Annotated in this window: 13 protein-coding genes; 11 read left to right on the plus strand and 2 right to left on the minus strand. The window is 72.4% G+C overall.

What is annotated here, in order from left to right:
- Positions 1-131 precede the first annotated feature (131 nt).
- Positions 132-548 carry a metallopeptidase family protein gene (locus AB0L25_RS01875; protein WP_500167628.1) on the minus strand — a complete coding sequence of 139 codons (417 nt, stop codon included), beginning with the start codon at positions 546-548 and terminating at the stop codon, positions 132-134.
- Between the two features lie 211 nt (positions 549-759).
- On the opposite strand from AB0L25_RS01875, the gene AB0L25_RS01880 reads away from it, so the two are divergent.
- The 7 genes from AB0L25_RS01880 (at position 760) to AB0L25_RS01910 (ending at position 7,702) form a co-directional block, all read left to right on the plus strand.
- Positions 760-1,137, plus strand: a complete 378-nt coding sequence (locus AB0L25_RS01880; protein ID WP_500167630.1) for a DUF3499 domain-containing protein — start codon at positions 760-762, stop codon at positions 1,135-1,137.
- Between the two features lie 116 nt (positions 1,138-1,253).
- Positions 1,254-2,609, plus strand: a complete 1,356-nt coding sequence (locus AB0L25_RS01885) for a phosphomannomutase/phosphoglucomutase (RefSeq protein ID WP_500167631.1) — start codon at positions 1,254-1,256, stop codon at positions 2,607-2,609.
- Positions 2,610-2,611: 2 nt separating this feature from the next.
- Complete coding sequence (locus AB0L25_RS01890; protein WP_176611429.1) at positions 2,612-2,788, plus strand: Trm112 family protein; 177 nt, start codon at positions 2,612-2,614, stop codon at positions 2,786-2,788.
- Positions 2,785-3,924 carry a bifunctional phosphoglucose/phosphomannose isomerase gene (locus tag AB0L25_RS01895; RefSeq protein WP_500167633.1) on the plus strand — a complete coding sequence of 380 codons (1,140 nt, stop codon included), beginning with the start codon at positions 2,785-2,787 and terminating at the stop codon, positions 3,922-3,924. Before AB0L25_RS01890 ends, AB0L25_RS01895 begins: the two co-directional genes overlap by 4 nt.
- Positions 3,921-4,868, plus strand: coding sequence for a cation diffusion facilitator family transporter (locus tag AB0L25_RS01900; RefSeq protein WP_500167635.1), 948 nt, complete (start codon positions 3,921-3,923; stop codon positions 4,866-4,868). Before AB0L25_RS01895 ends, AB0L25_RS01900 begins: the two co-directional genes overlap by 4 nt.
- Positions 4,869-5,416: 548 nt before the next feature.
- Complete coding sequence (locus AB0L25_RS01905; RefSeq protein ID WP_500167636.1) at positions 5,417-7,012, plus strand: sensor histidine kinase; 1,596 nt, start codon at positions 5,417-5,419, stop codon at positions 7,010-7,012.
- Between the two features lie 15 nt (positions 7,013-7,027).
- Entirely contained in the window at positions 7,028-7,702 is a 675-nt protein-coding gene (locus AB0L25_RS01910) for a response regulator transcription factor (protein WP_500167638.1), read from the plus strand.
- Positions 7,703-7,712: 10 nt separating this feature from the next.
- On the opposite strand, the gene AB0L25_RS01915 is transcribed toward AB0L25_RS01910, so the two are convergent.
- A complete protein-coding gene (locus AB0L25_RS01915; protein ID WP_500167640.1) occupies positions 7,713-8,048 on the minus strand; it encodes a MerR family DNA-binding transcriptional regulator in 336 nt (111 codons plus the stop codon).
- Between the two features lie 123 nt (positions 8,049-8,171).
- On the opposite strand from AB0L25_RS01915, the gene ahcY (AB0L25_RS01920) reads away from it, so the two are divergent.
- The 4 genes from ahcY (AB0L25_RS01920) to AB0L25_RS01935 all read left to right on the plus strand — a co-directional run bounded on the left by ahcY (AB0L25_RS01920) (position 8,172) and on the right by AB0L25_RS01935 (position 13,413).
- Entirely contained in the window at positions 8,172-9,602 is a 1,431-nt protein-coding gene (gene ahcY, locus AB0L25_RS01920) for an adenosylhomocysteinase (RefSeq protein WP_500167641.1), read from the plus strand.
- A 299-nt stretch (positions 9,603-9,901) separates the two neighbouring features.
- A complete protein-coding gene (gene ahcY, locus AB0L25_RS01925; RefSeq protein ID WP_500167643.1) occupies positions 9,902-11,164 on the plus strand; it encodes an adenosylhomocysteinase in 1,263 nt (420 codons plus the stop codon).
- Positions 11,164-11,736, plus strand: coding sequence for a hypothetical protein (locus AB0L25_RS01930; RefSeq protein WP_500167645.1), 573 nt, complete (start codon positions 11,164-11,166; stop codon positions 11,734-11,736). The genes ahcY (AB0L25_RS01925) and AB0L25_RS01930 overlap by 1 nt, the downstream gene beginning before the upstream one ends.
- A 102-nt stretch (positions 11,737-11,838) precedes the next feature.
- Positions 11,839-13,413 (plus strand): FAD-binding oxidoreductase, encoded by a 1,575-nt coding sequence (locus AB0L25_RS01935; RefSeq protein ID WP_500167647.1) that lies wholly within the window; start codon positions 11,839-11,841, stop codon positions 13,411-13,413.
- Positions 13,414-13,425: the final 12 nt, after the last annotated feature.

A 13,425-nucleotide genomic window follows, 5' to 3' on the forward strand; every position in this document is an offset into this window, starting at 1 on the left:
GGCGCCCCCCCGCGCTCCCCCTCAGGGCGGTCGGCCGGCCCCCCCCCCCCGCCCCGCGCCCCCCCGGCTCCGCCGTTTCCGGACGCCGTCAGGCCGACGCCATCAGGTCGACGCCGTCGGGCGAGGCGTCGTCAGTCGTCGGGGGAGTCGTAGCTCGGGTCGACGGACTCGGGGGACAGGCCGAGCAGGTCGGCGACCTCCTCGACCAGCAGGTCGCGGATCAGCCGCCCCAGCTCCCGCTCGCCGGTCGCGCGCGCCTCGGCGGGGCGGCGGTACACGACGATGCGCACCGGACGTGCGCCCTCGCCGGGGACGGTCCGGCCGAGCGGCACCGGCCCGTCGAACCACGGCTCGACGTCCGGGACCTCGGCGACCGTGAACTCCACCTGCGCCAGTTCCCGCTCCCAGCGCGCGCCGAGCCGGCGGACCTCGTCCTCGACGAGGTCGTCGAACCGCTCCGCGCGGGTCCGCGAGATCGGAACCTGCGGGGGCGCCAGGGGGCCACGGAGACCGCGACCGCGCCGATCGCGGCGCCGAGCGCCTGCCACACGGGATCGCACCCCTCAAGCGTACCCGCAGGGCCCCCGGGCAACCTCGGGACGTCCCCCGCACCGTCCCGCGCCGCCGTGACAAGAAACCGCACGGTACGTGGGCGTTCCCGTGCGGTATGTAGTTCTTACCCCGGAAATCGGCCGATAGCGGCGACACGTGCGCCCGGGTGGTGGCGGACGCGGCGGGAGCGAGGTACGGTCGGCCATCGTGAGCCCCGTCCGCACTTGCTCCCGCACCGCCTGCAAGGCGCCAGCAGTCTTCACGCTCACGTACGTCTACCGCGACTCCACCGCAGTCCTGGGGCCCCTCGCCGCGTACGCGGAGCCGCACTGCTACGACCTGTGCGCGGAGCACTCCGAGCGGCTCACCGCGCCGATGGGCTGGGAGCTGGTCCGGCTGCCCGTCGAGGAGGAGACCGAGCTCGGCGAGGACGACCTGGAGGCGCTCGCCGACGCGGTCCGCGAGGCCGCGCGCCCCGCGCCCGGCCCCGGCCAGGAGCCGGTCGGCCAGGGCACCGAGGTCGGCCGCCGCGGCCACCTGCGCGTCCTGCGGTCGGAGCCCGCGGGCACGCAGCCGCAGGAGTAGCCGCCCGCGCGGGCCGCACCGGAACCGTCCGTCCCGCCGCTTCCCGGTAGGCTCGGGGTCTCGCCATTTTCGTTTTTCGCACGGCATCTTTCGGACGGCTCGGACAGGGAGCAGGAGTGGGCGACCTCGCCAAGATCTTCAAGGCGTACGACATCCGCGGCGTCGTGCCGGACGAGCTGGATCCGGCGATCGCCGAGGCCGCCGGCGCGGCGTTCGTCCGGGTGACCGGGGCCAGCGCGATCGTCACCGCCCACGACATGCGGGAGTCGTCGGTCCCGCTGGCCGAGGCGTTCGCGCGCGGCGCGACCGCCCAGGGCGCGGACGTCATCGAGGCGGGGCTCGGCTCCACCGACCTGCTCTACTACGCCAGCGGCAGCCTCGACCTGCCCGGCGCGATGTTCACCGCGAGCCACAACCCGGCGAAGTACAACGGGCTGAAGCTGTGCCGCTCCGGCGCCCGCCCGGTCGGCCGCGACACCGGCCTCACCGAGATCCGCGACATGGTCGAGCAGGGCGTCCCCGCCTACGACGGGGAGCCCGGCACGGTGTCGCGGCGGGACGTGCTCAAGGGGTACGCCGACCACCTGAAGACGCTCGTCGACCTGTCCGGCATCCGCCGCCTCAAGGTCGTCGTGGACGCCGGCAACGGCATGGGCGGCCACACGGTCCCGTCGGTGTTCGAGGGCCTGCCGCTCGACCTCGTCCCCATGTACTTCGAGCTGGACGGCACGTTCCCGAACCACGAGGCGAACCCGATCGAGCCGGAGAACCTCCGCGACCTGCAGGCGAAGGTCCGCGAGACCGGCGCCGACATCGGGCTCGCGTTCGACGGCGACGCCGACCGCTGCTTCGTCGTGGACGAGCGCGGCGAGATCGTCTCCCCGTCCGCGGTCACCGCGCTCGTCGCGACCCGCGAGCTCGCGAAGCACCCCGGCTCGTCGATCGTGCACAACCTGATCACGTCCGCGGCCGTCCCGGAGATCATCGCCGAGCACGGCGGCACGCCCGTCCGCACCCGGGTCGGGCACTCGTTCATCAAGCAGACGATGGCCGAGACGGGCGCGGTGTTTGGCGGCGAGCACTCGGCCCACTTCTACTTCCGCGACTTCTGGTTCGCCGACTCCGGCATGCTCGCCGCGCTGCACGTCCTGGCCGCCCTCGGGCGGCAGGACGGGCCGCTGTCGGAGCTGCTCGGCGAGTACACCCGGTACGTCGCGTCCGGTGAGATCAACAGCGAGGTCGACGACCAGGCCGCCGCGGCCGCCCAGGTCAAGGACGCCTTCGCCGGACGTCCCGGCGTGACGCTCGACGAGCTCGACGGGCTCACCGTGGCGAACGAGGACGAGGGCTGGTGGTTCAACCTGCGCCCGTCCAACACCGAGCCGCTGCTGCGCCTCAACGCGGAGGCCGGCGACGAGAAGACGATGGCGGCGCTCCGCGACGAGGTCCTGGCGATCGTGAGGGAGAAGTGACGATGAAGCTCGACTCCTGGCTGCTGGAAATCCTCGCCTGCCCGAACTGCGGCGGCGACCTGCGCGCCGACGACGGCGCGGGCGAGCTCGTGTGCACCGGGTCCTGCGGCTACGCCTACCCGGTCCGCGACGACATCCCGGTGCTGCTCGTCGACGAGGCCCGGACCCCGGCTTCGTGAGCGTCGGCCTGGACCCGGCGCGCCTCGACGAGGTCTCCGCGATCGAGGCCGCCGACCCCGGCGGGATGCTCCGCCAGGTGGCCTCGTCGGCCGCGCAGATCCGGGAGGCGCAGCGCGCCGCGGCCGAGGCGGGCATCGCCTCGCTCGCGCGGGACGGGCGCCCCCGCGCGATCGTCGTCACCGGCATGGGCGGCTCCGGCATCTCCGGGGACGTCCTCGCCGCGATCTGCGGCACCGGCTGCCCGGTGCCGGTCACGACCGTCCGCGGCTACCGGCTGCCCGGCTGGGTCGGCGCCGCCGACCTGGTCATCGCCGTGTCCTGCTCCGGCGGGACGGAGGAGACCCTCGCCGTCGCGGCGGAGGCGGCCCGCCGCGGCTGCCGGCTGCTGTTCGTCGGCGGCGCCGGCTCGCCGCTCGCCGAACTGGCCGAGCGGACGCGCGCGCCGTTCGTCCCGGTCCGGTCCGTGGGGCAGCCGCGGTCGACGCTGTGGGGGCTGACGATCCCGCTGGTCCTCGCCGCGCGCACGCTGGGCCTCGCGGACGCGCCCGACGCCGTCCTGGAGGCGACGGCGGCCCGGCTGGAGGACGTCGCGCACCGCTGCCGTCCGTCCAGCGAGCCGTTCGTCAACCCGGCGAAGCGCGTCGCGCTGGACCTCGCGGGCGACGTGCCGCTGGTGTGGGGCACCTCGTCGCTGGCGGGCACCGCCGCGTACCGGATGTGCTGCCAGCTCAACGAGAACGCCAAGTACCCGGCGGTGCCCGGCGAGCTGCCGGAGGCGAACCACAACCAGGTGATGGCGTTCGACGGCTTCTTCGCCCGCGGCGCCTCCCCGGACCCCGACGACTTCTTCCGCGACCGGGCCGACGACGCCGAACACGGCCTCCACCTGGTCGTCCTGCGCGACACCGACGAGCACCCGCAGGCGCGCAAGCGCGCCGAGGCGTCCATCGAGACCGCCCGTGACCGCGGCGTCGCGGTCACCGAGCTCATGGCCGAAGGCGAACATCCGCTGGAAAGAATCGCGACACTCATCGCGCTCGCGGACTACGTCACGGTTTACTTGGCTGTCGCACTGGGCGTGGACCCCACGCCCGTGCCTGCCATTCAAGAGCTCAAGGCGAGGATTGCAATATGAGTGCTGAGGGTGGGACAAAGGCCATCCTGGCCGCACTGGCCGCCAACGCCGGAATCGCGGTGTCGAAGTTCGTGGCGTTCGTGTTCACGGGCTCGTCGTCGATGCTGGCCGAGTCGATCCACTCGGTCGCCGACGCCGGGAACCAGGGACTGCTGCTGGTCGGCCAGAAGCGCTCCAAGCGTCGCCGCACCCCCAAGCACCCGTTCGGTTACGGGCGCGAGCGGTACTTCTACGCGTTCGTCGTGGCGGTCGTGCTGTTCACGGTCGGCTCGGTGTTCTCCCTGTACGAGGGCTACCACAAGATCTCCCACCCGGAGGAGGTCAAGTCCGCGGGCTGGGCGTTCGGCGTGCTGACCGCCGCGATCATCATGGAGATCTTCTCGTTCCGGACGGCGATCGTGGAGTCGAACCGCGTCCGGGGCGACAAGTCCTGGTGGGAGTTCATCCGCCGTGCGAAGGCCCCGGAGCTTCCCGTCGTCCTGCTGGAGGACCTCGCCGCCCTGCTCGGCCTTCTCCTCGCCCTGTTCGGCGTCACGATGGCGGTCGTCACCGGCGACGGCGTCTGGGACGGCATCGGCACCGTCGCGATCGGCGTCCTGCTGGCCCTGGTCGCCACCATCCTCGCGATCGAGACCAAGAGCCTGCTGATCGGCGAGGGCGCCGACCCCGAGCAGGAGGAGCGGATCGTCGCCGCGCTCGAGTCGGTCGAGGAGGTCGGGCGCGTCATCCACATCCGGACCCAGTACGTGGGCCCCGAGGAGATGCTGATCGCCGCCAAGATCGCGGTGGACCACGACGAGACGGCCGCCGAGGTCGCGCGCGCCATCGACGCCGCCGAGGCGAAGATCCGCGCCGAGTTCCCCGAGGCCCGGCTGATCTACCTCGAGCCCGCCCTGGACGAGTCCGAGCGGCAGGCGCCCGCCGAGGCCCCGGGCACGACCTGACGACGACGGCCGACCCCGGCCACCGGTCCCCAGCAAGAGCGGACGGGGGCCACTGCGATCGCGAGCGAAGCCGGATTCGAGCGAAGCAAGAATCCGATCGCGAAGCGAGCCCCCGGGCGAGTCTTCGCGATGCGGCGATCGCACGAGGCGCCCGTTGAAGGAAGGCACTCCAGGGCCTGACGCCGAGGGCGGCTCAATGAGAACGCGCTTCCCTCACCGGGCGGCGGCACGTGCGTGCCGGTCGACCCCAGCCCAGGTAGGACCGGCGAGCTCCTCCGGGGAGGGTGCCGCCGTCCGGCGAGGTGCTTCCCTTGCGTCCGCCCGGACCCCTGAACCCGGACGGTCTGGTGTGACCGCGGCGACCGTTGCCGAACCCCCTACGTCGGCCGCGGCCGCCGTCGCGGTCACGGTTACACGTTATGTTCGCGCAGGTCGCCGACGCGTCCACCGGAAGGAGGGAACGCGGGTCGTCCTCCAGGGGGACCCGGCTCCTCCGCATACCACCGGACGGTGAGTCGATACCGGTCCCGAGCGGTCAGTATTGAGTGGTGACCTCCGACGACGACACCCGGACCGGTCCCGATCCCGCGCGGTTCGGCCCCGCGCTCGCGCACCACGCGTGGCGGCTGTCGGGCCGGATCGTGGCGGGCGTGGGCCAGCTCCTGCTGTGGATCCTCACCGGCCTCGGACGGCTGCTGCGCCCGCTCGCGACCCGCGTCGCCGACCGGCTGACCGGCGCCGGACGCGAGCAGCCGCCCGGCCCGTACGGCCCCGGCGGCCCCCCGGGCCCCTACGGGGCGCCCGGCGCGGCGCGTCCCGCCGGGCGGACGGCGCCGCTGCCGCGGTGGGCCGACGCGTGGTCCGAGGCCGTCCGGTCCTGGTACTTCGCGCCGCTGACCGGCCTCGCGCTCACCGTCGCCGCGCTCGCCGAGCTGGCGCCGCGCGCGGAGACCCCGATCAGCCTCGCCGGCGGCTTCGCGGTCGCCTCGACGCTCCCGCTGGTGTGGCGCCGCGAGTACCTGCGGCCCGTCGCCGCCGTCGTGCTCGGCGCGTTCGCCGCGAGCCTCCTCACCGGGCAGACGATCCTGTTCACGACCGGGTTCGCGGCCCTCTACACGCTGTACGCGCTGGGCCGCGGGCTGCCGCGGCAGTCCACGGGGGTGCTCGCCGTCGGGAGCGTCGTGACCGTCGCGGTCGTGTACCTGACGACGTTCACCCTCGACGACATCCCGTGGCCGGCGACGGTCCTCGCCGTCCTCGCCGCGATCGGCCTCGGGGACGCCCGCACCGTCGTCGAGACGGCCGGGCGCACCGAGTCCGCGGCGGCCGAGCGCGCGAACGAGACGCTCACCCGGCTCACGGCCGTCCAGCGCGAGCAGGCGGTCATGCGCGAGCGCGCCCGCATCGCCCGGGAGCTGCACGACGTCGTCGCGCACTCCGTGTCGATGATCGCGGTGCAGGCCGAGACGGCCCCGTACACGATGCGGAACCTCTCCCCGGAGGCCCGCGAGGGGTACACCGAGATCGCCAAGACGGCCCGCGAGGCGCTCGTCGAGATGCGGCGGCTGCTCAGCGTGCTGCGCGCCGACGCCAAGCCCGAACCGGACGCCGCGAACTCGCCGCAGCCCCGCCTCGACCGGCTCCCCGACCTCATCGAGCAGCACCGCGGCGCGGGCGGCCGCGTCGACCTCGCCGTCCACGGCGACCCCGGCGACATGTCCGCGACCGTCGAGCTGTCGGCGTACCGGATCGTCCAGGAGGCCCTGACGAACGCGCGGCGGCACGCCCCCGGCGCCGAGGTGCACGTCGACCTGATGTTCCTGCCCGACCGGGTCGCCGTGCGCGTCCGCGACGACGGCCGGTCCGCCCCCGCGCCGCCGCCGCCCGGGTCGTCCGGCCAGACCATGGTCCTGAACCCGGGCGACCCGTCCCGCACGGCCGTCCTCGACCCCGGCGACGCGGGACGGACGCGGCTGGAGGGGGCCCCGTCCGCCGGACACGGTCTCGTCGGGATGCGGGAACGTGCGACGATGCTGGGCGGGCGGTTCTCCGCCGGTCCCGCCGCCGACGGCGGGTTCCTGGTGGAGGCCGAGCTTCCGCTGCACAGGGAGGAGCCTGGTGATGGAGGCGGACGACCGCGGTAGCGCGGGGCGGCAACGGTGATCAAGGTACTGATCGTCGACGACCAGACGATCGTGCGGGCCGGGTTCGCCGCGCTGCTCGCCGCGCAGGAGGACATCACCGTCACCGGCGAGGCGGGCGACGGACGCGAGGCGGTGCGGCTCGCCGAGCTGAACCGGCCCGACGTCGTCGTCATGGACATCCGGATGCCCGGCATGGACGGCATCGAGGCCACCCGCCGCATCCTCGCCCTGCCCGGCGCCGAGAACGTCCGGGTCCTGGTGCTGACGACGTTCGACGTGGACGAGTACGTCTACGATGCGCTCGCCGTCGGCGCCAGCGGCTTCCTGCTGAAGGACGCGACCGCCGACGAACTCGTCTCGGCCGTCCGCGTCGTGGCGCGCGGCGACTCGCTGCTCGCCCCGCAGGTCACCGGCCGGCTGATCCGCGAGTTCACCAAGCAGCGGCGCAGCCGCCCGCAGGCCCCGGCGGCGCTCGCCACCCTCACCGCGCGGGAGACCGAGGTGCTGGTGCTGATCGCCGGGGGCCTGTCGAACGCCGAGATCGCCCGGCGCCTCGTCGTCAGCGAGCACACCGTCAAGACGCACGTCGCCCGCGTCTTCACCAAGCTCGGCCTCCGCGACCGCGCGCAGGCCGTCATGCTCGCGTACGAGTCCGGCGTCGTCGTCCCCGGCGAGAGCACCGCCGGATAGCGGGCCCGGCTCAGCGTCGGCGCAGGAGGCGCATCGCCTTCTCCTTCTCGAAGTCGAGGGCGCGCGTGGGCGGCGCCGACAGCCGTCCGATGCGCTCGCCGAGCTCGCGCACCCGCGCCTGCACCTCCGGCTCGGCCAGCACCCGCAGCCCGAACGCCAGCTCGGCCGGGCCGACGTCGTAGCGCTTCTCGAGCGCCAGCGCGAGCGCGACGGCCCGCAGCTCGGCGTCCCCGAACTTGCGGTGGCCGCCGCGTTCCCGCGTCGCGGGCAGCAGCCCGAGCGTCTCCCGGTAGCGGAGCATGCGGGGGGACGTGCCGAGCCTGCGGGCGGCCTCAGTGATGCGCATGGCGTCGATTCTGACAAATCCGTGTCAGAAAGTCGCCCCGGAGCATGCCTCCGCCCCGGCGCCGGCCGTAGACTCGCGGGCGTCGACCCTCGCGGACGCGCAACACCAAGGAGCTACGAAAGCATGGACTACAAGGTCGCCGACCTGTCGCTGGCGGACTTCGGGCGCCGGGAGATCCGGCTCGCCGAGCACGAGATGCCCGGCCTGATGGCGGTGCGCAAGGAGTACGCCGACGCCAAGCCGCTGCGCGGCGCGAAGATCATGGGCTCGCTGCACATGACCATCCAGACGGCCGTGCTCATCGAGACGCTGGTGGAGCTCGGCGCCGACGTCCGCTGGGTCTCCTGCAACATCTTCTCCACCCAGGACCACGCCGCCGCCGCGGTCGTCGTCGGCAAGGACGGCACGAAGGACGACCCCAAGGGCGTCCCGGTGTTCGCCTGGAAGGGCGAGACCCTCGAAGAGTACTGGTGGTGCACCGACCAGGCCCTGCAGTGGCCCGACGGCTCCGCCCCCAACATGATCCTCGACGACGGCGGCGACGCGACCCTGCTCGTCCACAAGGGCGCCGAGTACGAGAAGGCGGGCGCCGTCCCGACCGCCACCGCGGACGACCCCGAGGAGTGGGGCGTCATCCTCGAGACCCTCCGCCGCACCATCGCCGAGAAGCCCGGCCGCTGGACCGAGACGGCCGCCTCGATCAAGGGCGTCACCGAGGAGACCACCACCGGCGTCCACCGGCTCTACGAGATGGCGAAGGCCGGCACGCTCGCCTTCCCGGCCATCAACGTCAACGACTCGGTCACCAAGTCGAAGTTCGACAACAAGTACGGCTGCCGGCACAGCGTCATCGACGGCCTGAACCGCGCCACGGACGTCCTCATCGGCGGCAAGGTCGCGGTCGTCTGCGGCTACGGCGACGTCGGCAAGGGCTGCGCCGAGGCCCTCAAGGGCCAGGGCGCCCGCGTGATCGTCACCGAGATCGACCCGATCTGCGCCCTGCAGGCCGCCATGGACGGCTTCCAGGTCACCACCCTCGAGGACGTCGTCGACATCGCCGACATCTTCGTCACGACCACGGGCAACTTCAACATCATCACGGCCGACCACATGAGCCGGATGAAGCACCAGGCCATCGTGTCCAACATCGGCCACTTCGACAACGAGATCGACATGGCCGGCCTGGCCAAGATCGACGGCATCGAGAAGATCGAGATCAAGCCGCAGGTCCACGAGTGGCGCTTCGCCGACGGCCACTCCATCATCGTCCTCGCCGAGGGCCGGCTGATGAACCTGGGCTGCGCCACCGGCCACCCCTCGTTCGTCATGTCGAACTCCTTCACCAACCAGGTCATCGCGCAGATCGAGCTGTTCACCAAGACCGACGAGTACCCGGTCGGCGTGTACGTCCTGCCGAAGCACCTGGACGAGAAGGTCGCCCGCCTCCACCTCGACGCCCTCGGCGTCAAGCTCACCGAGCTGACCAAGGAGCAGGCCGCCTACATCGGCGTCCACGTCGAGGGCCCGTACAAGCCGGACCACTACCGCTACTGAGTTGTCTGCGGCGCCCTCGGCGAAGGTTCCTCAGGATCCTTCGCCGAGGGCACCGGCGCGGTCGCTCTCGGCCGAACCGGCCACGCACTCGTCTCGATCGTCGCCCACTTGACCCACATACATCAGCCAATGCCTCAGCCACGTACCGGCCTGGACCACTGCGATCGCGTCCGAAGGCAGTTCCGAGCTTGCGAGGAACTGATCGCGCAGCGAGCCCCTGGGCGAGTCGGAGCGATGCAGCGATCGCACGCGTCGCCGGAGGCGGAGGGCGCTCAGCGCCCGGAGCCGGAGGCGACGCCATGAACACCAGCGATATCGCGGACGGTTCGCTCGCGTACGAGGGCGTCAAGCGGATCGAGTGGGCCGATCGCAGCATGCCGGTGCTGCGGCAGATCCGGGAGCGGTTCGCGGCCGAGCGTCCGCTGGACGGCGTGCGCGTCGCGGCGTGCATGCACCTCACGACGGAGACGGCCGGGCTCATCCGGACCCTGCAGGCCGGCGGCGCGAGCGTGGCGCTGGCGTCGTCCAATCCGCTGTCCACGCAGGACGACGTCGCGGCGGCGCTCGCCGAGGAGTTCGGCGCGCAGGTGTTCGCGCGGGCGGGGATCGACCGCGAGGGGTACTACGCGCACATCCACCGGGCCCTCGAGACGGGACCCGACCTCGTCCTGGACGACGGGTGCGACCTCGTCAACACGCTGCACACCGACCGGGAGGACCTGCTCGGCCCCGTCAAGGCGGGATGCGAGCAGACGACCACGGGCGTCATCCGGCTGCACCAGATGGTGCAGGAGGGGGCGTTGAAGTTCCCGATGGTGGCGGTGAACGACACCGCGACCAAGCACATGTTCGACAACCGGTACGGAACCGGGCAGTCCACGCTCGACGGGATCGTCCGCGCCACGAACACGCTGCTCGCGGGCAAGACGATCGTGATCGCCGGGTTCGGCTACTGCGGGCGCGGGCTCGCCGAACGGGCCCGCGGGCTCGGCGCGCGGGTCGTCATCACCGAGATCGACCCGGTGAAGGCCCTGGACGCCGTCCTGCAGGGGTTCACCGTCCAGCCGATGGCCGAGGCGGCGCCGCACGGCGACGTGTTCATCACCGTGACCGGCAACCGCGACGTGGTGAACGCCGATCACCTCGCGGTGATGAAGGACGGGGCGATCCTCGCGAACTCCGGGCATTTCGACGTGGAGATCGACGTCCGGGCGCTGGACGCGCTGGCCGTCCGGGTGCACCGGGGCGTCCGCCCGCAGGCCGACGAGTACGTGCTGGCCGACGGGCGGCGGCTCGTCCTGCTCGCCGAGGGGCGGCTGGTCAACCTGGCGGCCGCCGAGGGGCATCCGGCCGCCGTGATGGACATGTCGTTCGCCGACCAGGCCCTCACCTGCGCGTGGCTCGCCACGGCCCACGCGGGCCTCGCCCCGGCCGTCCACGACGTGCCCGCGGAGATCGACGGGGAGGTCGCGCGCCTCAAGCTGGCCTCGATGTCGGTGTCCATCGACGTCCTGACGCCCGACCAGGAGGACTACCTGCACTCCTGGCGGATCGGGTCCTGATGCCCGCCGGCGTCTACCGCCACCTCGACGACGACCTCGAAGAGCGGTTCCACTGCGCGCCCGGACCGGGCGGGTGGCGCTACACCTCGTCCCGTCCCGGGCTGCGCACCGACATCGTCGTCGACTCCCGGTGGCGGCAGATCCGCGTCGAGCTCGTCACGCCCGGCTGGTGGGTGCGCGGCGGCGTCACCGGCCCGGACGTCGAGTGGGTGCGGGCGTCGGGCGACACCGGCACCGAGCACGCCGAGCGCGCCGCCGGGTTCCTGTCCGACTCGCCCGGGTTCCTCGTCGCCGTCGCCCGTGCCCTCGACCTGGACGACGGCGCGGAGCGGGACGTCCGCCTGGTGACGTTCACGGGCCCGTCGCTGGCGCCGCTGACCGCGCCGTGGCGCTGGCGCCGCACGGGCACGTCCGTCCACGAGACCGAGACGGAGCCGCTGCCCGTCGCGGGCTACGACGTCACCGACCTGTCCACGGGGGAGATCGTCCGGGTGCACCTGGCCGGCGACGTCGTCCTGGACGCGCCGGGGGTCGAGCTGGCCGATCTGGAGTCGCCGCCGAACCTGGCGTAATGATCTACCAACGATTTACCACTCTGCGCATTCAATTGCTGACTCTGGGTGAACACAATGGACTCTCAGTAACGGGTCCGCTTCCCAGGGAGAGCAGCGCGCATGAGTCACCCTCCAGTGCCGCCCGCCGTCACCGTCCGGCCGGACGACGTCCGCTATCCCGCCCTCAGCCGCGGCTTCAACCAGCGGTGGATCGCCGACCCCGAATACGTGCGGCTGGTGACGTCTCCGCAGGGCGTGGTCACCGCCCTGACGGAGGCGGTCAACCAGGGCCCCGCCGACGACTTCCGCGACCGCGTCACCGTCCGCTCCGGCGGCCACTGCTATGAAGACTTCGTCTGCGGCGACGACGTCCGGGTCATCCTGGACGTCAGCCCGATGTGCGACGTGTACTACGACCCGGCCCTGGAGTCCTGGTGCGTGGAGGCCGGGGCCACCAACTGGCACGGCTACAGTCACCTGTACCCCATGTCCGGACGGGCGCTGCCCGGCGGGTCGTGCTACTCGGTGGGGCTCGGCGGGCACATCACCGGCGGCGGCTACGGGCTGCTGTCCAGACAGGCGGGCCTGACCGTCGACTACCTGTACGCCGTCGAGGTCGCCGTCGTCACCGAGCACCGCACCGTCGAACTCGTGGTGGCCACCCGCGACGACCCCGACCCCGAACGCCGCGACCTGTGGTGGGCCCACACCGGCGGGGGCGGCGGCAACTTCGGCGTCGTCACCCGGTTCTGGTTCCGCGACCCGCCCGTCCCGCCCCGCACCGTGCTGCTGACCGCGCGCGCCTGGAACTGGAGCGACTTCGACAAGGAGTCCTTCACCCGCCTCCTGGACGCCTACGGCAGATGGTTCGCCGACCACCAGGACCCCGACACCGCCTCCGGCCGCCTGTTCGCCCTGCTGGCCCTCAACCACCGCGCCGCCGGGACGATCAACCTCACCGTGCAGGTCGACGCCGAGAGCGAGGACGACCCCGACGACGAGGGCACCGCCGCCATGATCGACTTTCTGCGCGCCGTCGACTCCGACGCCGTCCCCGACTCGAAGCCGATGCTGTTCTCGGCGGCCGAGCACGCGGCCGTCCCCGACGCCTGGTCGCCGCGGCTGATGCCCTGGCTGACCGCCACGCAGGCGCTGAACGGCTCCGGCCAGAACCGGTGCGGCAAGTACAAGTCCGCCTACGTCCGGAGCCCGTTCACCCACGCGCAGATCGAGGCGATGTGGGGGTACCTCGGCAACGAGCACTACAAGGACTTCAAGAACAAGGAAGCGCTCATCCAGATCGACTCGTACGGCTCCGCGGTGAACCAGCCGCCCTACGACACGGCCGCACCGCAGCGCGACTCGATCATGAAGATGCAGTACCAGGTGTACTGGCGGCGCCCCAGCGACCACGACATCGGCGACGAGGCCAAGAACCTGGAGTGGATCCGCGAGACCTACCGGGCCACGTTCGCCGACACCGGCGGCGTCCCCATCGTCGGAGGCAACACCGACGGCTGCTACATCAACTACCCCGACGTCGACCTGAGCGACGACCACTGGAACACCTCGGGCCAGCCCTGGTCCCAGCTCTACTACAAGGACGCGTACCCGCGGCTCCAGCAGGTCAAGGCCCGCTGGGACCCGCTCAACATCTTCCGCAACGCCCAGTCCATCGAACCGCCCGAACACTGAACACGGACGGAG

The organism is Spirillospora sp. NPDC052242 (assembly GCF_040679555.1).
Classification (GTDB): domain Bacteria; phylum Actinomycetota; class Actinomycetes; order Streptosporangiales; family Streptosporangiaceae; genus Spirillospora.